At 60.6% G+C, this 17,320-nt stretch carries 17 protein-coding genes and 1 other RNA gene; 7 read left to right on the forward strand and 11 right to left on the reverse strand.

From position 1 onward, the window contains the following. Positions 1 to 144: 144 nt before the first annotated feature. Positions 145 to 813 carry an outer membrane protein gene (locus tag ACEN9A_RS28555; protein ID WP_019650163.1) on the forward strand — a complete coding sequence of 223 codons (669 nt, stop codon included), beginning with the start codon at positions 145 to 147 and terminating at the stop codon, positions 811 to 813. Between the two features lie 57 nt (positions 814 to 870). On the opposite strand, the gene gcvP is transcribed toward ACEN9A_RS28555, so the two are convergent. Then, the gene (gene gcvP, locus ACEN9A_RS28560; RefSeq protein ID WP_258671560.1) at positions 871 to 3,744 is read right to left on the reverse strand and encodes an aminomethyl-transferring glycine dehydrogenase; all 2,874 of its coding nucleotides are present in this window, start codon (positions 3,742 to 3,744) and stop codon (positions 871 to 873) included. A 153-nt stretch (positions 3,745 to 3,897) separates the two neighbouring features. On the opposite strand from gcvP, the gene ACEN9A_RS28565 reads away from it, so the two are divergent. Next, the gene (locus ACEN9A_RS28565) at positions 3,898 to 5,037 is read left to right on the forward strand and encodes a DegT/DnrJ/EryC1/StrS family aminotransferase (protein ID WP_258671561.1); all 1,140 of its coding nucleotides are present in this window, start codon (positions 3,898 to 3,900) and stop codon (positions 5,035 to 5,037) included. A gap of 118 nt (positions 5,038 to 5,155) precedes the next feature. On the opposite strand, the gene gcvH is transcribed toward ACEN9A_RS28565, so the two are convergent. The 8 genes from gcvH to ACEN9A_RS28605 all read right to left on the reverse strand — a co-directional run bounded on the left by gcvH (position 5,156) and on the right by ACEN9A_RS28605 (position 14,277). Beyond that, on the reverse strand, positions 5,156 to 5,539 hold the full coding sequence (gcvH, locus tag ACEN9A_RS28570) for a glycine cleavage system protein GcvH (protein ID WP_018927591.1): 384 nt from the start codon (positions 5,537 to 5,539) through the stop codon (positions 5,156 to 5,158). Between the two features lie 50 nt (positions 5,540 to 5,589). Further along, complete coding sequence (gene gcvT / locus ACEN9A_RS28575; protein WP_258671562.1) at positions 5,590 to 6,672, reverse strand: glycine cleavage system aminomethyltransferase GcvT; 1,083 nt, start codon at positions 6,670 to 6,672, stop codon at positions 5,590 to 5,592. A gap of 156 nt (positions 6,673 to 6,828) precedes the next feature. After that, positions 6,829 to 8,445, reverse strand: coding sequence for an ABC transporter permease (locus ACEN9A_RS28580; RefSeq protein WP_258671563.1), 1,617 nt, complete (start codon positions 8,443 to 8,445; stop codon positions 6,829 to 6,831). 140 nt (positions 8,446 to 8,585) lie between these two features. Continuing rightward, positions 8,586 to 9,590 (reverse strand): extracellular solute-binding protein, encoded by a 1,005-nt coding sequence (locus ACEN9A_RS28585; RefSeq protein WP_258671564.1) that lies wholly within the window; start codon positions 9,588 to 9,590, stop codon positions 8,586 to 8,588. Positions 9,591 to 9,843: 253 nt separating this feature from the next. Beyond that, positions 9,844 to 11,061, reverse strand: a complete 1,218-nt coding sequence (locus tag ACEN9A_RS28590; RefSeq protein ID WP_167331189.1) for a 2-octaprenyl-3-methyl-6-methoxy-1,4-benzoquinol hydroxylase — start codon at positions 11,059 to 11,061, stop codon at positions 9,844 to 9,846. A 115-nt stretch (positions 11,062 to 11,176) separates the two neighbouring features. Beyond that, entirely contained in the window at positions 11,177 to 12,364 is a 1,188-nt protein-coding gene (gene ubiH, locus ACEN9A_RS28595; protein WP_019650156.1) for a 2-octaprenyl-6-methoxyphenyl hydroxylase, read from the reverse strand. After that, positions 12,361 to 13,695 (reverse strand): Xaa-Pro aminopeptidase, encoded by a 1,335-nt coding sequence (gene pepP, locus ACEN9A_RS28600; RefSeq protein WP_258671565.1) that lies wholly within the window; start codon positions 13,693 to 13,695, stop codon positions 12,361 to 12,363. The genes ubiH and pepP overlap by 4 nt, the downstream gene beginning before the upstream one ends. 27 nt (positions 13,696 to 13,722) lie before the next feature. Further along, positions 13,723 to 14,277 carry a YecA/YgfB family protein gene (locus tag ACEN9A_RS28605; protein WP_007940361.1) on the reverse strand — a complete coding sequence of 185 codons (555 nt, stop codon included), beginning with the start codon at positions 14,275 to 14,277 and terminating at the stop codon, positions 13,723 to 13,725. Between the two features lie 125 nt (positions 14,278 to 14,402). Between ACEN9A_RS28605 and ACEN9A_RS28610 the strand changes: the two genes are divergently transcribed. The 4 genes from ACEN9A_RS28610 to ACEN9A_RS28625 all read left to right on the forward strand — a co-directional run bounded on the left by ACEN9A_RS28610 (position 14,403) and on the right by ACEN9A_RS28625 (position 15,828). Further along, positions 14,403 to 14,612 (forward strand): TIGR02449 family protein, encoded by a 210-nt coding sequence (locus ACEN9A_RS28610; protein ID WP_007940359.1) that lies wholly within the window; start codon positions 14,403 to 14,405, stop codon positions 14,610 to 14,612. After that, complete coding sequence (locus tag ACEN9A_RS28615; protein WP_018927584.1) at positions 14,609 to 14,926, forward strand: cell division protein ZapA; 318 nt, start codon at positions 14,609 to 14,611, stop codon at positions 14,924 to 14,926. Before ACEN9A_RS28610 ends, ACEN9A_RS28615 begins: the two co-directional genes overlap by 4 nt. A 30-nt stretch (positions 14,927 to 14,956) precedes the next feature. Further along, a non-coding RNA gene (gene ssrS / locus ACEN9A_RS28620) (6S RNA) lies at positions 14,957 to 15,135 on the forward strand. Positions 15,136 to 15,222: 87 nt separating this feature from the next. Beyond that, positions 15,223 to 15,828 carry a 5-formyltetrahydrofolate cyclo-ligase gene (locus ACEN9A_RS28625; RefSeq protein WP_019650153.1) on the forward strand — a complete coding sequence of 202 codons (606 nt, stop codon included), beginning with the start codon at positions 15,223 to 15,225 and terminating at the stop codon, positions 15,826 to 15,828. Between the two features lie 35 nt (positions 15,829 to 15,863). On the opposite strand, the gene ACEN9A_RS28630 is transcribed toward ACEN9A_RS28625, so the two are convergent. Beyond that, complete coding sequence (locus ACEN9A_RS28630) at positions 15,864 to 16,013, reverse strand: hypothetical protein (protein WP_018927582.1); 150 nt, start codon at positions 16,011 to 16,013, stop codon at positions 15,864 to 15,866. 200 nt (positions 16,014 to 16,213) lie between these two features. On the opposite strand from ACEN9A_RS28630, the gene ACEN9A_RS28635 reads away from it, so the two are divergent. Beyond that, positions 16,214 to 16,663, forward strand: a complete 450-nt coding sequence (locus ACEN9A_RS28635) for an EVE domain-containing protein (protein WP_019650152.1) — start codon at positions 16,214 to 16,216, stop codon at positions 16,661 to 16,663. A gap of 106 nt (positions 16,664 to 16,769) precedes the next feature. Here the strand turns inward: ACEN9A_RS28635 and ACEN9A_RS28640 are convergent, their stop codons facing one another. Beyond that, positions 16,770 to 17,177, reverse strand: a complete 408-nt coding sequence (locus tag ACEN9A_RS28640; RefSeq protein WP_019650151.1) for a flagellar basal body-associated protein FliL — start codon at positions 17,175 to 17,177, stop codon at positions 16,770 to 16,772. Positions 17,178 to 17,320: the final 143 nt, after the last annotated feature.

Genomic DNA, 17,320 nt, shown 5'->3' on the forward strand with positions numbered 1-17,320 from the left:
TTATTTCCTACGACGGCTAACGCCAAAACACTGACATGCTGGCGAGTTTTCACCGACCTTCTGAGGAAAGGTCTGGTATGAACCCGTGGCATGTAAACTCAAACTTTGTCGATTCGGATTACCCACACACGCGAATCGACTCACATGAAAAAAACAGCCCTATCTTTACTGCTGCTGACCGCCACCTTCTGCCAGATATCGCAGGCCGATGGTCTGTACGGCTCGATAAAAATCCAGAGCGCTCAACAAGACCTTTCCAGCGCCCTGCTCACCAGCCCTCGAGTGAATAACCGCGTCATCAGCCCCGACAGCAACAAGAACATCACCGGCTCCGTTGCGCTAGGGTATGGGTTCAAGGGTGATTGGCGTCTGGAAGGCGAGTACACGATCAAGCAAGACTCGGAATTCAAGAGTTACTGGGCGCCGTTCAACGCCAACGTCAACAACATGCAAGTTTCGTCCAGCCGACTGATGGTCAATGGCTACAAGGATTTTCCTCTGAACGAATACCTGTCCCTGTACGCGATGGCCGGTGTCGGTGTCGCGCATATCAGTTCCGAGGGCTATCAATCCAACCCTTCGCGACGGTTCGCCAACAACAGCCAGAACAACTTCGCCTATGCCTTTGGTGTCGGGGCTGACCTCAAGCTCAACCAGCAAGTTACCCTCGGCACCGGTTACCGGTACGTCGACATGGGAGATATTGAAACCGGCTACAACACCTTTGCTAACCGCATTAATGCAAGGGACGAACAACTGAAGGGCAAACTCCGGGAGCAGAACCTATACGTCGAGGCACGAATGTCGTTCTGATTCATTGCCCAGAACAATGCCGCTCCACATGAGCGGCATTTTTTTGCCCGACACCAATCAACGGTATTCATCCACCGGCACACACGCGCAAAACAGGTTGCGATCGCCGTAGACATTGTCCACACGGTTCACTACCGGCCAGTACTTATGGGCCTTGGTGTGAGCATCCGGCGTCACCGCCTGCTCGATGCTGTACGGCCGCTCCCAGACACCGGTGATGTCGGCCAAGGTATGCGGCGAACGCTTCAGCGGGTTGTCCTCCGCCGGCCAGTTGCCGTTCTGCACCTCGTTGATTTCCGCGCGAATGCTCAGCATCGCATCGATAAAACGGTCCAGTTCCGCCTTCGATTCACTCTCGGTCGGTTCGACCATCAACGTCCCCGGCACCGGGAATGACATGGTCGGCGCATGGAAGCCGTAGTCCATCAGGCGTTTGGCAACGTCTTCTTCGCTGATCCCGGTCAGCACCTTGAGCGGACGCAAGTCGAGGATGCATTCGTGGGCCACGCGCTCGTTGCGTCCGGTGTAGAGCACCGGGAACGCCCCGGACAAATGCTGCGCCAGGTAATTCGCGGCGAGGATCGCCACCTCACTCGCATCCGCCAACTGCGGCCCCATCATCGCGATGTACATCCAGCTGATCGGCAGAATACTTGCACTGCCCCAAGGGGCTGCGCTCACCGCGCCATTACCCGGCAGCGGGCCATCGATCGGCACCACCGGGTGGTTGGCGACAAACGGCGCCAGGTGCGCCCGGACACCAATCGGGCCCATCCCCGGTCCACCACCGCCGTGGGGAATGCAGAACGTTTTGTGCAGGTTCATGTGCGACACATCGGCACCGATGTCTGCCGGCCGCGCCAACCCGACCTGCGCGTTGAGGTTGGCGCCATCCATGTACACCTGACCGCCATGGCGGTGGATAACTTCACAGATCTCGCTGACGCCTTCCTCGTAGACCCCATGGGTCGAAGGATAAGTCGCCATCAGGCAGGCAAGTTTGTCCCCCGCCTCTATGGCCTTTTCTTTCAGGTCTTCCAGATCGACATTACCCGCCTCGTCGCACTCGACGATCACCACCCGCATCCCGGCCATTTGCGCCGAGGCCGGGTTGGTGCCGTGGGCCGAAGACGGGATCAGGCAGATATCCCGCGCGCCCTGATGACGGCTCTCGTGATATTTGCGGATCGCCAGTAGCCCGGCGTACTCGCCCTGGGCGCCCGAGTTGGGTTGCATGCAGATCGCATCGAAACCGGTGATCGCGCAGAGCCAGCGCTCCAGTTCCTCGATCATCAGGGAATAACCCATCACCTGCTCTTTCGGCACAAACGGGTGCAGGTTGGCGAACTGCGGCCAGGTGATCGGGATCATTTCGCTGGTGGCATTGAGCTTCATGGTGCAGGAGCCCAGCGGGATCATCGATTGATTGAGCGCCAGGTCTTTGTTTTCCAGCTGCTTCAAGTAACGCAACATTTCGGTTTCGCTGTGATGGGCATTGAACACCGGATGACGCAGATAAGGCGTACTGCGCTGCAATCCTGCAGGAATGCCGGACGCCAGGGCCTCAGCATCCAGTTCGTCGACGTTGAGCCCATGATCGGCACCGAGAAACACATCGAACAGTTTCGCCACGGTGGTTTCGTCACTGGTTTCGTCGAGGCTCAGGCCCAACCGCCCGCGACCGAGAATGCGCAAGTTGATCTGCGCCGCCTGGGCACTTTCGATGATCGCGGTCTGAGTGCCACCGACCTCCAGGGTCAGCGTGTCGAAGAACTGTTGGTTCACACGTGTAACGCCATGGCGTTCCAGACCGGCGGCGAGAATGCAGGTCAGCCGATGGACACGCTGGGCAATATTTTTGAGCCCTTCCGGGCCATGGTAGACCGCATAGAAACTGGCGATATTGGCCAGCAGCACCTGGGCGGTGCAGATGTTCGAGTTGGCTTTCTCCCGGCGAATATGTTGCTCGCGAGTTTGCAGGGCCATGCGCAGGGCCACGTTGCCGCGAGCATCTTTTGATACGCCGATGATCCGCCCGGGAATCGCGCGTTTGTACTCGTCGCGGCTGGCAAAAAACGCCGCGTGCGGGCCGCCGTAACCCATGGGCACGCCGAAGCGCTGGGATGAACCGAACACCACATCGGCGCCCAACTCTCCCGGCGGAGTCAGCAGCAACAGGCTGAGCAGGTCGGTGGCGACGCAGGCCAGGGCTTGCTGGGCATGCAGATGATCGATCAGCGGACGCAGGTCGCGAATTTCGCCATGGGTGTCGGGATATTGCAGCAACGCGCCGAACACTTGATGCTGCTTCAAGTTATCCACAGCATCGATGACCAGGTCGAAACCGAACCCTTCGGCCCGGGTCTGCACCACGGAAATCGTCTGCGGGTGGCAGTTTTCGTCGACGAAGAACAGATTGCTTCTGGACTTGGCGACACGCTTGGCCAGCGCCATGGCCTCGGCGGCCGCCGTGGCTTCATCCAGCAGCGAGGCGTTGGCCAGTTCCAGGCCGGTCAGGTCGATGGTCAGCTGTTGGAAATTCAGCAGCGCTTCGAGCCGGCCTTGGGCAATCTCCGGTTGGTAAGGCGTGTAAGCGGTGTACCAACCGGGATTTTCCAGCACGTTGCGCAGGATGACGGCCGGCGTGAGGGTGCCGTGATACCCCATGCCGATCAGGCTGGTCCAGACCTGGTTCTGTTCGGCGTAGCCGCGCAGTTTGGCCAGTGCGGCTACCTCATCGAGGGCGGGCGGCAGGTCCAGCGGTCGGTTGAGGCGGATTCCCGGCGGCACCGTCTGCTCGATCAACTCGACGCGGCTGCCAAGACCGAGGCTGTCGAGCATCGCCTGCTGCTCGGCGGCATCGGGCCCGAGATGGCGGCGCAGGAAGGTATTGGGGTCGCGTAACTGGCTCAAGGACGGCAACTGGGACATGACGGGCTCTCTCATGACTGGCGCTCAGCGTCGATGCAACTCGGTCAAACCAGCATAGCAGTCGATACCGGCACGGATGGCGTGGCGCTGTCGGTCAATCCGGATCATTATGCTCGGCGCCTACAAACGTTCGCTGATCGGGTATCCACATTTATGAGCCAACTGTCTTTCCTGCCCTTCTCCAAACCCACCATCGATGAAGCCACGATTGCCGCTGTCGGCGATGTGCTGCGCTCGGGCTGGATTACCAGCGGCCCCAAGGTGCAGGCTTTTGAAGCGCAACTCTCGGAATATTTCGGCGGGCGCCCGGTGCGTACGTTCAATTCCGGCACCTGCACCATGGAGATCGCATTGCGAATTGCCGGCGTCGGACCGGGTGATGAAGTGATCACCACGCCGATTTCCTGGGTGGCCACCGCCAACGTGATTCTGGAAGTTGGCGCCACGCCGGTGTTTGCCGACATCGACCCAGTCACTCGCAATATAGACCTGACGCAGCTTGAAGCAGCGATTACTCCGCGCACCAAAGCCATCATCCCGGTGTTTCTCGCGGGACTGCCCGTGGACATGACGCGCCTTTACGCGATTGCAAAAAAGCATGGTTTGCGAGTGGTGGAAGATGCCGCCCAAGCATTGGGTTCGAGCTGGAACGGCCAGCGAATCGGTGCGACTGGCGATTTCGTATCCTTCAGTTTTCAGGCGAACAAGAACGTCACCTGTTCAGAGGGCGGTTGCCTGGTACTGAACAATGCCGAGGAAGCGCGGCTGGCGGAAAAGTACCGCTTGCAGGGCGTCACCCGCAGCGGTTTCGACGGGCTGGACGTTGATGTGCTGGGCGGCAAGTTCAACATGACCGATGTCGCGGCAGCCATTGGCCTGGGGCAATTTGCCCACATCGAAGCGATCACCGCTCATCGTCGTGAGCTGGCCAAACATTACTTCGCTTGCTTCGGCGAGGACTTCGAAGCGCAGTACGGTGCTCAACTGCCCCCGGCGGACTTCGAGAACAGCAATTGGCATTTGTTCCAACTGGTGCTCCCGGAACGCCAGGATGGCAAACCGGCACGGGCTACTTTCATGGAGCAGATGCAGGCACTGGGAGTGGGTATCGGCTATCACTACCCGCCGATTCACCTGCTGAGTCTTTACCGCGAACGCGGGTTCAAGGAAGGCATGTTCCCGGTCGCCGAGCGGGTCGGACGACTGATCGTCTCGCTGCCGATGTTTACGGCCATGGATAAAGCGGATGTCGAGCGTTCGGTGACCGCGGTGAAAGCCGTCTTGCGGCCTTGATTCGGCCTTGACCCAACCTTGATACAGCCTTTGTAGGAGCTGCCGCAGGCTGCGATCTTTTGATTTTAGAAACAAGATCAAAAGATCGCAGCCTGCGGCAGCTCCTACGGGGCGAGCATTATTCGCCGATGGCGGCCTTGTAGGCCATCGGGTCGAGCAGCTTGTCCAGCTCGGAGGTATCGCTTGGCTCCAGCTTGAAGAACCAGCTGTCATAAGGCGCGCTGTTGACCAGTTCCGGGCTGTTGGCCAACTCTTCGTTGACCGCAATGACGGTACCGGAGACCGGCGAGTAGATATCCGACGCAGCCTTGACCGACTCGACGACACCCGCCGCCTCGCCGGCAGCGAACACTTTGCCGATTTCCGGCAGCTCGACGAACACCACATCACCCAAGGCTTCCTGAGCATGGTCTGAAATACCCACTTTCACGCCGCCATCATGGTCTAGACGGGCCCATTCGTGACTTTCGGCAAAACGCAGGTCGACAGGGATTTCGCTCATGTTCTGTGTCCTCAAGAAAAATGTCGGCGGTCGTTGCCCGCCAAAAAAGGTTAGATCAAGGTTTTGCCATGGCGTACGAAGGTCGGCTTGACCACTCGAACCGGGTACCACTTGCCACGGATTTCCACTTCAGCGCGGTCGGCGGTGGCCGCCGGCACGCGCGCCAGTGCAATCGACTTGCTAAGCGTAGGAGAGAAACTACCACTGGTGATCTCCCCTTCGCCAACATCGGCGATGCGAACCACCTGATGCGCTCGCAAGACACCACGCTCTTCAAGGACCAGACCGACCAGTTTGTGCTGCACGCCAGCGGCCTGTTCGGCTTCCAGTGCAGTGCGGCCGATGAACTGGCGCGTGGCCGGTTCCCAGGCAATGCTCCAGGCCATGTTGGAGGCCAATGGCGAAACGTCTTGATGAATATCCTGACCGTACAGGTTCATGCCGGCTTCGACCCGCAAGGTATCGCGCGCCCCCAGGCCAATCGGGGAAATGCCCGCGCCCACCAGATCGTTGAAGAAGGCCGGCGCCTGATCGGCCGGCAGCACGATTTCCAGACCGTCCTCACCGGTGTAACCGGTGCGCGCGATGAACCAGTCACCGTCGGCCTGACCTTCGAAAGGTTTGAGTTGCTGGATCAATGTAGCGCGGGACTGGGTCACCAGTTCGGCAATCTTGTGCCGGGCGTGAGGCCCTTGAATGGCCAGCATCGCCAGTTCGGAGCGCTCGTTGAGCCGCACATCGAAGTCGCCGAGATGAGCCTGCATCCAGGCCAGGTCCTGATTGCGGGTGGAGGCGTTGACCACCAGCCGATATCCGTCATCGAGGCGATAGACGATCATGTCGTCGACGATACCGCCGTGCTCGTTGAGCATGGCGCTGTACAAGGCACGGCCGGGGCTGTGCAGGCGCTCGACGTCGTTGGCCAGTAAGTATTGCAGCCAGGCCTTGGCCTGGGGGCCGTCGACATCGATCACGGTCATATGGGATACATCGAAAACCCCGCAATCGCGGCGCACCTGATGGTGTTCCTCGACCTGCGAGCCGTAATGCAGAGGCATATCCCAACCGCCAAAATCGACCATCTTCGCGCCGAGGGCGAGATGAAGGTCATACAGAGGCGTGCGCTGTCCCATGGGTTTCTCCTTCCGGGCGTGGCGAAGGTGCGGACAGCCGCTGTACGGGGTGAAATGCCTTGGAATAAAGGCTTTCAGCCGATTTCAGCAACCCGGTCTGAAAGACGGACCGCACCGAATGCCGCGCATTGTAGCCGCAAGGTGTAGGACTGACACCTAGGTGTTTCGATGCGCCGACCTTCTGATTAATCCGATGACCGGCAACAGCCCGACCAGAACCAGGGTCAGTGCCGGCAACGAGGCCCTGGCCCACTCGCCTTCGCTGGTCATTTCAAAGATCCGCACCGCCAGCGTGTCCCAGCCGAACGGGCGCATCAGCAGGGTCGCGGGCATTTCCTTGAGCACGTCGACGAACACCAGCAACGCAGCGCTCAACGTGCCCGGAAGCAGCAGCGGCAGATACACTTTGAAAAACAGTCGTGGCCCACTGACGCCAAGACTACGTGCTGCTTCGGGCAAAGAGGGCCGTATTCGCGCCAGGCTGCTTTCCAGCGGCCCATAAGCCACGGCGATGAATCGCACCAGATAGGCCAGCAACAACGCCGACAGACTGCCCAGCAGCAACGGTTTGCCCGCGCCGCCAAGCCAGCCCGACAGCGGAATCACCAGTTCGCGATCCAGATAACTGAACGCCAGCATGATCGACACCGCCAATACCGAGCCCGGCAGTGCGTAGCCGAGGTTGGCCAGGCTGATGCCGGAACGGATCGCCCGGGTCGGTGCCAATCGACGGGCAAACGCCAGCAGCAGCGCGACGCTGACGGTGATCAACGCCGCCATGCCGCCCAAGTACAGGGTGTGCACGATCAACCCGGCATAACGTTCGTCCAGATCGAAGCGCCCGCGTTGCCAGAACCACACCAGCAGTTGCAGCACGGGAATGACGAAGGCGCAGGCGAACACCAGACCACACCAGCTCATCGCCGCCAGCGCCTTGACCCCATGCAGGTGATACAGCGCCTTGACCCGCGGCCGTTCGTTGCCCGCCCGGTTGGCTCCCCGAGCCCGGCGCTCGCCATATAACACGACCATCACCACTAACAGCAGCAGGCTGGCCAGTTGCGCGGCGGTGGGGAGACTGAAAAAGCCGTACCAGGTCTTGTAGATAGCGGTGGTGAACGTATCGAAGTTGAACACCGACACCGCACCGAAATCCGCCAGGGTTTCCATCAGCGCCAACGCCACCCCCGCGCCGATCGCCGGACGTGCCATGGGCAACGCCACTCGCCAGAACGCCTGCCACGGGGATTGCCCAAGGACTCGCGCCGCTTCCATCAGGCCTTTGCCCTGAGCCAGAAATGCAGTGCGCGCCAACAGGTAAACGTAGGGATAGAAAACCAGCACCAGCACCAGAATCACGCCGCCGGTGGAACGCACTCGCGGCAGCCTCAGACCACTGCCGAACCATTCGCGCAACAGGGTTTGCACCGGCCCGGCGAAATCCAGCAGGCCGACGAAGACGAAGGCCAGCACGTAGGCAGGAATCGCGAACGGCAGCATCAACGCCCAGTCCAGCCACCGCCGCCCCGGGAACTCACAGAGGCTGGTGAGCCAGGCCAGGCTGACGCCCAACAGCGTTACGCCGATGCCAACGCCAACGACCAGCGCGAGGGTATTGCCCAGCAGCCGCGGCATCTGCGTGTCCCACAGGTGGGACCAGATCTGCTGATCGATGGTTTGCCAGGAAAGAAGCAGGACGCTCATGGGCAGCAGGACCAGCGCAGCAATGGCGAAGACCAGGGGGTACCAGCGGCGTTGGGCGGGGTGGGCCAAGGAAAAGCTCTCGGGTAAATCAACGAAGTGTATGCAAACCGCAAAAAGATCGCAGCCTGCGGCAGCTCCTACGTCAGGATGGTATTCACCCGGTAGGAGCTGCCGCAGGCTGCGATCTTTTGACCTTTAAAACAGCAGACTCAGTTCCAGCCGACCCGATCCATCATCCGGATCGCTTCAGCCTGACGCTTGCCGGCGATTTCCACTGGCAAGGTATCGGCGACAAACTTGCCCCAACTCGCGACTTCAGCCGAAGGCGGAACGGCAGGGTTGGCCGGGAACTCCTGGTTTATGTCAGCGAAAATCTTCTGCGCATCAGGTGTGGTCATCCACTCCACCAGCGCCTTGGCGGCTTCCGGGTGCGGTGCGTGTTTGGTCAGGCCGATACCCGACAGGTTGACGTGCACGCCACGGTCGCCCTGATTCGGCCAGAACAGCTTTACCGGCAAGTCCGGCTTCTGCTTGTGCAGACGGCCGTAGTAGTACGTGTTGACGATGCCGACGTCGCACTGACCGGCGTTGATCGCTTCCAGCACGGCGATGTCGTCGGAGAACACGTCGGTGGACAGGTTATTGACCCAGCCTTTGAGGATCTTCTCGGTTTTCTCGGCGCCATGGACTTCGATCATGGTGGCGGTCAGGGACTGGTTGTAGACCTTCTTCGCCGTGCGCAGGCACAGGCGGCCTTCCCACTGTTTGTCGGCCAGCGCCTCGTAGGTGGTCAGCTCACCGGGTTTCACCCGGTCGGTGGAGTAGGCGATGGTCCGCGCCCGCAGGCTCAAGCCAGTCCAGGCATGGGAGGATGCGCGGTATTGCAGCGGAATGTTGGCGTCGATCACCTTGGAGGTGAACGGCTGGAGGATGCCCATCTGCTCGGCCTGCCAAAGGTTGCCGGCATCGACGGTCAGCAGCAGGTCGGCAGTGGCGTTTTCGCCCTCGGCCTTGATCCGCTGCATCAACGGCGCTTCCTTGTCGGTGATGAACTTCACCTGTACGCCGGTTTTCTGGGTGTAGGCATCGAAGACCGGTTTGATCAGCTCATCGATACGCGAGGAGTAAACCACCACCGCGTCGGCAGCCTGGGCGGCGGTGCTGCCTATCAGGGTCAGGGCCAGTGCGGTCAGTAGACGCTTGGGTGCCAACATGGAAGCGGTCTCTCGAAATGGGGAAGTGAGCCCAAATGATAAGGACTCACATTTCGCTTCTCAATCGAACACTGGGTGGAGGAGTTACCAGATGTTGCATAGCCGAATGAAAGACAAATGTGGCGAGGGGGCTTGCCCCCGTTCGACCGCGCAGCGGTCGCAGACCGGATTGCAGATTTTGTCTGGGATAAATGCCGGGACTGCTTCGCAGCCCAACGGGGGCAAGCCCCCTCGCCACAGGGCCGTGCCCGCTTCAGGCCTTGGCCAACGCCGGCAGATCCCCGATCAACCCAAGCGCTTCGCGCACGAACAACGCCTTGGCCTCGGGCATCTGGTCGACCATCTTCAACCCGGTATTGCGCAACCAGCGCACCGGTAACGGATCGGCCTGGAACAGCCGTTCGAACCCTTCCATCGCCGCCATCAACGCCAGGTTATGGGGCATGCGCCGACGCTCATAGCGACTGAGCACTTTCACATCCGCCAACCGCTCACCGCGCGCGGCCGCTTGCAGCAGCACTTCGGCCAGCACTGCGGCATCGAGGAAACCGAGGTTCACGCCCTGCCCGGCCAGCGGATGGATGGTGTGGGCCGCGTCGCCGATCAGCGCCAGACCTTCTGCCACGTAACGCTTGGCATGACGCTGACGCAGCGGCACGCACAGACGCGGGTCGGCACTGAGCACCGTGCCGAGGCAGCCTTCGAAGGCCCGCTCCAGCTCCTTGCAGAAGCTTTCGTCGTCCAGTGCCATCAGGCGTTCGGCTTCGCTCGGCGTGGTCGACCAGACAATCGAGCACCAATCCTGCTGACCGTCACGTTCCAGCGGTAGAAACGCCAGCGGGCCGTTGTCGGTGAAACGCTGCCACGCGGTCATTTGATGCGGTTTGGAACAGCGCACACTGGTGACGATCGCGTGGTGCATGTAATCCCATTCGCGGGTCGCAACGCCGGTCAGGCGCCGCACCGCCGAGTTGGCGCCATCCGCCGCGATCACCAACGGTGCCCGCAAGGTGCGGCCATCGGCCAGGGTCAGCAGCCAATCGTCACCGGAACGGCGCATCTGCTCCAGACGCGCATTGGCCAGCATCCCGAGGTCGCAGTCGTGCAGCCGGTCGAGCAAGGCGTCCTGAACCACACGGTTCTCGACGATATGCCCAAGCACGTCGGCATGTACGCTGGTCGCCGAGAAATGGATTTTCCCAGTGCCGCTGCCGTCCCAGACGTGCATGTCGGTGTAGGGGCTGCTGCGCCGGTTGGCGATGCCGTCCCACACGCCCAGGCGTTCGAGTATTCGCTGGCTGGCCGCCGACAGGGCACTCACCCGCGGCTCGAACGGCGCTTGGCCATCGAAGGGTTTGACGCTCAAAGGGCTGCCGTCCAGCAGCAGGACTTCAAGCCCGCTGTTTTGTAACGCCAGCGCCAGGGCACTGCCGACCATTCCGGCCCCGACAATCAGCAGATCTGCGCGCATTTCCATGCTTTAGGCCTGTCTCGCTTGCGGCTTGAGCCGCAGGTAAAGGGTTCTCTCGACGCGCGTCACCGAAGTGCTCGCGTCGTCATGAATATTGATGTGCAGGTGCACCCGCTTAAACATCCGGACGCGTACCCAGGCCCATGGCCTGCCGAGCGAACCAGCGCTTGGCCGGCGGCAGCAGATCGAGACCGAGCAGGCCGATGTTGCGCCCCAGGGAAACCAGCGGCTGGGTGCTGCCGAACAACCGGGTGACCTGATCGGAGAAGCCCACGGTCAGGTTCTGGTCCAGACGCTGGCGCTCGCGATAAGCCTGCAAGGTCGCAAAGTCGCCGAGCGCGGTCTCGCTGCTCAATAAGGTGTCAGCCAAAGCCTGGGCATCGCGCAGGGACAGGTTGAAGCCTTGTCCGGCAATCGGGTGCAGGCTGTGCGCGGCGTTGCCGAGGATCGCCAGATGCGGGCGGACTTGCTCCTCGGCTTCGATCAGCGACAGCGGATACAAATTGCGGGCGCCAACCTGTTTCAGCGTGCCGAGGCGATAACCGAACACGCCCTGCAACTCGCTGAGAAAGCTGCGGTCATCAAGGGCCGCCAGCCGTTGCGCGTCCATGCCCAGACGGGTCCAGACCAGGGCGCAGCGGTTTTCCGGCAGCGGCAACAAAGCCATTGGGCCGTCGTCAGTGAAGCGTTCGAAGGCCATGCCGTTGTGCGCTTCGCTCGGAGTGATGTTGGCGATCAGCGCGCTCTGGTTGTACGGGCGCGTCTTGACGCCGATCCCCAGCTGTTCACGCAGGCCCGAACGGCCGCCATCGGCCAACACCGCGAGGTCGCATTCCACCAGGGTTTCATCGTTGAGCGTCAGGCGATAGCCGTCGGTCAGCGGTTCCATGGCGGTGACTTCCGCCGGGCAACGCCAACTGATCACGTCCTTGTCCAGGCTGTGCCAGAGGCATTGGCCGAGCCAGGCGTTTTCCACCACATAACCCAGTGCTGGAACGCCCTCTTCCATCGCCGACAACCGCGCCGTGGAAAAACGCCCACGGTCGGAGACATGAATCTGCTTGATCGGCTCGGCGCGGCGGGAGATTTCCTGCCACACGCCCAGCCGTTGATAAATCTGCCGGGCGCCGAACGACAACGCCGAAGAGCGAGCGTCATAGCTCGGTTGGTACGTATCGCCGGGGGCAAAGGGTTCGATCAGCACGATCTTCCAGCCACGGGCCTTGGCCCCGGCCTGCAACGCCAACGCCAGGCTGGCGCCAACCAGGCCGCCGCCGATGATTGCCAGATTGACTCGACTCATGCCGCTTGTGTCCGTGCGGCGGCCATCAAGTCCTCGATCTCGGCGACCGTTTTCGGCACGCCACTCGTCAGGATTTCACAACCGGTTTTGGTGACCACCACGTCGTCCTCGATGCGCACGCCAATGCCGCGCCATTTCTTCGCCACGTTCTGGTTGTCCGGGGCAATGTAGATGCCCGGCTCGACCGTCAGCGCCATGCCGACTTCCAGCACGCGCCATTCGCCGCCGACCTTGTACTCGCCGACATCATGCACATCCATGCCCAGCCAGTGGCCGGCGCGGTGCATGTAAAACGCCTTGTAGGCTTCGCTGGCGATCAGTTCATCGACCTCGCCCTGCAACAGGCCCAACTTCACAAGGCCCGTGGTAATGACTCGAACCGTGGCTTCGTGCGCCTGATTCCAGTGTTTGTTCGGTGCGATTTCGGCAAACGCCGCTTCCTGGGAAGCCAGCACCAGCTCGTAGATCGCCTTCTGTTCCGGTGAATACTTGCCGTTGACCGGCCAGGTGCGGGTGATGTCGCTGGCATAGCAGTCGATCTCGCAACCAGCATCGATCAGCACCAGATCGCCGTCTTTGAGCACCGCGTCATTCTGCTGGTAATGCAGGATGCAGCTGTTGCGCCCGGCGGCGACGATCGAACCGTAGGCCGGCATCTTCGCCCCGCCCTTGCGGAATTCGTAATCGAGCTCGGCTTCGAGGCTGAACTCATGCAAACCGGCACGGCTGGCCTGCATCGCCCGAATATGCGCCTGGGCGGAAATCCGCGCGGCTTCGCGCATCACCTTCACTTCTGCCGCCGATTTATACAGGCGCATGTCGTGCAGCAGATGATCCAGGGCAACGAATTCGTTCGGCGGCTGGGCACCGAGATTCGCCTTGGAGCGGATCACGTTGATCCAGTCCATCAGGTGTCGATCGAATTCCGGGTTGCTGCCCATGGCCGAATACACCCGGTCGCGGCCTTCGATCAGGCCCGGCAGGATGTCGTCGATGTCGGTGATGGGGAAAGCGTCGTCGGCGCCGAAGTCGCGGATCGCGCCTTCCTGACCGGCGCGCAGGCCGTCCCACAGCTCGCGCTCGGCATTGCGCTCACGGCAGAACAGGATGTACTCGCCATGTTCGCGACCGGGAATCAAAACGATAACGGCCTGAGGCTCGGGAAAGCCGCTGAGGTACTGGAAGTCGCTGTCCTGACGGTAAACGTGCTCGACATCACGGTTGCGAATGGCAACCGCGGCGGCGGGCAGAATGGCGATGCTGTTGGGTTCCATCTGCGCCATCAAGGCCTTGCGGCGACGGCTGTATTCCGATTTCGGGATATGAATCATGGGCAGATGGCTTTTCCTGGCTCGCGATTAATGCAACGACGGTTTGGCGGCTGCTTCGTCGGTTTTCTTGGTTTCAGTGAACAGCAGCAACGGTGCGACGCGCAGGTACTCCATGACTTCCATGTAGTCGCTTTCGCCGTCGTCGGACTCTTCCAGGGCGTCTTGCACCTGAGAAATGGCGGCCAGATCCTGCAGTACTTCAGTCGCTTCAGCGCTGAGGGCATATTCGCGACGGGTCAGGCCGAAGCCAGTGAGGAAGCCCTGGCACCACTGGCCCAGCGCGGCTGCGCGCTCGGTGAGCGGCGCGTCGTCGCTCGGCAGCAGCAGAACAACGGTCATGTCGTCGCTGGTAAGCTCGCCCTTGACCATCTCTTGCAGGCCGATCAAGGCGTTGCGAACGTTGTCTTGCGGCTCGCCTTCGAGCAGCTCGGCGGCGTCTGCCAGCCAGCTGTCGGCATCGAAACCGGCACCGGCGCAGCTACGGCCGAGCAGCAGGCCGTGCAACTCGGCAGGCGAGACGGGATGGCCGCTGGTACTCAGCAGGGTGGCGAAGGCTTGGTACGGAGAATTCTGAATGGGCATGGGTAGCTAGGCGCCAGACGGCGCTATGTCTAGAATGAAGGCCTTGTATCCTACATCGACAGACTCGCCAAGACTATTAAAGGCTGTCCGCCAGCTACCTCCCATCAGACGAACACGTGGACACAATGGAAGACACCGACCTGCAAGCGCTGATGGCCAGACTCGAGCTGCTGATTACCCGAGTCGAGCAACTAAAGAGTCAAAACGCACTCTTACTAGCTCAAGAAAAGACCTGGCGCGAGGAACGCGCGCACCTCATTGAAAAAAATGAAATCGCCCGGCGTAAGGTCGAATCGATGATTTCGCGCCTCAAGGCCCTGGAGCAAGACTCATGAGTTCAAGCAATAGCGTTACCGTGCAGATCCTCGACAAAGAATATTCGATCATCTGCCCCCAGGAAGAGCGCAGCAACTTGATCAGCGCCGCCCGCTACCTGGACGGCAAGATGCGCGAAATCCGCAGCAGCGGCAAAGTCATCGGCGCCGACCGCATTGCCGTGATGGCTGCGCTGAACATCACGCACGACCTTCTGCACAAGGAAGAACGTCCGGATGTGCAGGCCAGCGGTTCGACCCGCGAACAGGTTCGCGACCTGCTGGACCGCGTCGACCTGGCGCTGTCGACCGATCCGGATGTCACCAAGGGCTGATTCGCCAGGCCGCTTGAGTTATACTCGCATCACTCCCTGGGGTGCTTGCCAGTTGACCACGTCCCTGAGCCGATTCGCACTACCCTGGAGGTTGCACGTTGGGCTGGTGTGCATGTCCGCTAGACGGAAAGCCTTAAAGCCTACTGCATCTTCCACCTTGAACTTTCGGGTTCAAGGGCTAAGTCAGCAGCGGTTCATCCGGGGAGCCTGATTTCAATCCGATGCCGGTTTTCATACCGGCATCGGCATGTTTACGGGTACGCTTTTAGTACTCGCACTTTCTGAAGCCTGAATCCATGACCGAACCTGCGCTGCTGCCCCGACCGCAACTTCGACGCATGCTGCGCAAGGCCCGCCGCGCACTGACCCCCTGTCAGCAACGCGAAGCCGCTCGCGGGCTGTATAAGCAATTGGCCCAGCACCCACTGTTTCGCCGCGCAAAACACATCTCCCTGTACCTGCCCACCGACGGTGAAATCGACCCGCGCCTGCTGATGCGTGCCGCGCAACGTCGGGGCAAGGCCACGTACCTGCCGGTACTCAGCGCCTGGCCGCGAACCAAAATGGTGTTCCAGCGGATTCGTCCCGGCGAAAAACTCAAACCCAACCGTTTCCGAATTCCCGAACCACGGGCCAATATCGCCCGGCAACGCAAGGTCTGGGCGCTGGATCTGGTGTTGCTGCCGTTGGTGGGGTTTGACGATGTCGGCGGACGCCTGGGTATGGGCGGCGGCTTCTACGACCGAAGCCTGGCGTACCTGGCGCGTCGCAAGAACTGGCGCAAGCCGACGCTGCTGGGCTTGGCCCATGAATGTCAGAAGGTTCAACGATTGGCTCAGGCGAGCTGGGATGTACCGTTGCAGGGCACGGTCACTGACAAGGCGTGGTATTTCGCGGACTAGACGCCACTGATATCAGCGGCGCCTAAAAGACAGGTTCAGCGCTTGAAGGCCGACGGCTGTTGCTGCGCGATCTCGACGGGAGCATCGGGTTTGTTGTTCCACAGGCTTTGGGCATAGCCGGTGGTCACGACACCAAGGCCGAATAAAATAACCAAAATCCATAGTAAATCCGGTTTGCGTTTCATCGACTGCCCCCCAAAGGCACATCAACACGATGACAGCAGCGGTTTCCGTTGTAGGTGTAGGCCGTGCAGCAGCGTCAAGCTAAGAAGGCCGGCATTTTGCGACAACGTGAACCGACACGCAAACGCTGGCGTCAACCGACTGTCGGTTTGTCATAAAATTGCCTGACCACTTGCCCACCCACCTCGCAAGGAGCAAAACCATGGCTTATTGGCTGATGAAATCCGAGCCCGACGAACTCTCCATCAAAGACCTGGAGAAGCTTGGCCGAGCGCGCTGGGACGGGGTTCGCAACTACCAGGCGCGCAACTTTTTACGGGCCATGGCAGTGGACGACGAATTTTTCTTCTATCACTCCAGTTGCCCTGAGCCTGGGATTGCCGGGATCGGAAAGATCGTCGAGGCAGCGTATCCGGACCCGACAGCGCTGGAGCCCGAGAGTCATTACTTCGATCCGAAGGCCACTGCCGAGAAAAACGCCTGGAGCGCGATCGATGTCGCTCACGTCGAGACGTTTTCCAAGGTGCTGAAGCTGGATTATCTGAAACAGCAAACGGCACTGGCCGAGATGCCATTGGTACAGAAAGGCTCGCGCCTGTCGGTGATGCCGGTGACGGCTGAGCAGTGGGCGGCGGTTATGGCTCTGCGTTGAAGATCGCTAAAAGATCGCAGCCTGCGGCAGCTCCTACGGGGAACGCGCTCGGCGTAGGAGCTGCCGAAGGCTGCGATCTCGGCAATCAATCAGACAAGGCAAGAACTCACTGAATGATCAGGTTGTTGAACAACAGATCCTCAACCACCGGCTTGCCGGTTTCGTCGCTCATCACTTGCTGGGTCTGCTTCAAGGCTTCCTGACGCAGCTTTTCCTTGGCCTCGACGTTATTCATGGTTTCGGTGGTCTGCTGGGCAAACAACGCCACCAGCTGATTGCGGATCAGAGGCTCATTGGCCTTCACCGCCTTGGTCGCCTCGTCACCGGTCACCCGTAGCGCCACATCGGCCTTGTAGACCTTGAGCTTCGGCGTACCGTCCAGCCCATAGTTGCCCACAAACGGCGGGCTCAGGGTGATGTAGTTGACCTTCGGGGCTTCACCTTCTTTGGCTTCTTCGGCCATCGCTGCCACAGGCAGAGACAGGGCCACCATCAACATGATCCACGCTTTCACAATTCGCTCCTTATCCGGTTTGCGGCCTAGCATAACGACCCGCCGCTCAAGCACAAGCTTATGGCTGACTATCAGGGCTGGGCATGCTCGTTGACCCGTTAACTCACACACCTACACTTATCGGCCATCACTCCCAAAGGAAT

Source organism: Pseudomonas sp. Pseusp18 (genome assembly GCF_059506005.1).

Bases quoted from the DNA above. Each gene is read 5' to 3' on its own strand.
- ACEN9A_RS28625 (WP_019650153.1), top strand. From the start codon at position 15,223: ATGACCGAACCTGCGCTGCTGCCCCGACCGCAACTTCGACGCATGCTG.
- pepP (WP_258671565.1), bottom strand. From the start codon at position 13,695: ATGATTCATATCCCGAAATCGGAATACAGCCGTCGCCGCAAGGCCTTG.
- ACEN9A_RS28565 (WP_258671561.1), top strand. From the start codon at position 3,898: ATGAGCCAACTGTCTTTCCTGCCCTTCTCCAAACCCACCATCGATGAA.
- gcvP (WP_258671560.1), bottom strand. From the start codon at position 3,744: ATGTCCCAGTTGCCGTCCTTGAGCCAGTTACGCGACCCCAATACCTTC.
- ACEN9A_RS28610 (WP_007940359.1), top strand. From the start codon at position 14,403: ATGGAAGACACCGACCTGCAAGCGCTGATGGCCAGACTCGAGCTGCTG.
- gcvT (WP_258671562.1), bottom strand. From the start codon at position 6,672: ATGGGACAGCGCACGCCTCTGTATGACCTTCATCTCGCCCTCGGCGCG.
- ACEN9A_RS28630 (WP_018927582.1), bottom strand. From the start codon at position 16,013: ATGAAACGCAAACCGGATTTACTATGGATTTTGGTTATTTTATTCGGC.
- ubiH (WP_019650156.1), bottom strand. From the start codon at position 12,364: ATGAGTCGAGTCAATCTGGCAATCATCGGCGGCGGCCTGGTTGGCGCC.
- ACEN9A_RS28555 (WP_019650163.1), top strand. From the start codon at position 145: ATGAAAAAAACAGCCCTATCTTTACTGCTGCTGACCGCCACCTTCTGC.
- ACEN9A_RS28635 (WP_019650152.1), top strand. From the start codon at position 16,214: ATGGCTTATTGGCTGATGAAATCCGAGCCCGACGAACTCTCCATCAAA.
- ACEN9A_RS28590 (WP_167331189.1), bottom strand. From the start codon at position 11,061: ATGCGCGCAGATCTGCTGATTGTCGGGGCCGGAATGGTCGGCAGTGCC.
- ACEN9A_RS28585 (WP_258671564.1), bottom strand. From the start codon at position 9,590: ATGTTGGCACCCAAGCGTCTACTGACCGCACTGGCCCTGACCCTGATA.
- ACEN9A_RS28605 (WP_007940361.1), bottom strand. From the start codon at position 14,277: ATGCCCATTCAGAATTCTCCGTACCAAGCCTTCGCCACCCTGCTGAGT.
- ACEN9A_RS28615 (WP_018927584.1), top strand. From the start codon at position 14,609: ATGAGTTCAAGCAATAGCGTTACCGTGCAGATCCTCGACAAAGAATAT.
- gcvH (WP_018927591.1), bottom strand. From the start codon at position 5,539: ATGAGCGAAATCCCTGTCGACCTGCGTTTTGCCGAAAGTCACGAATGG.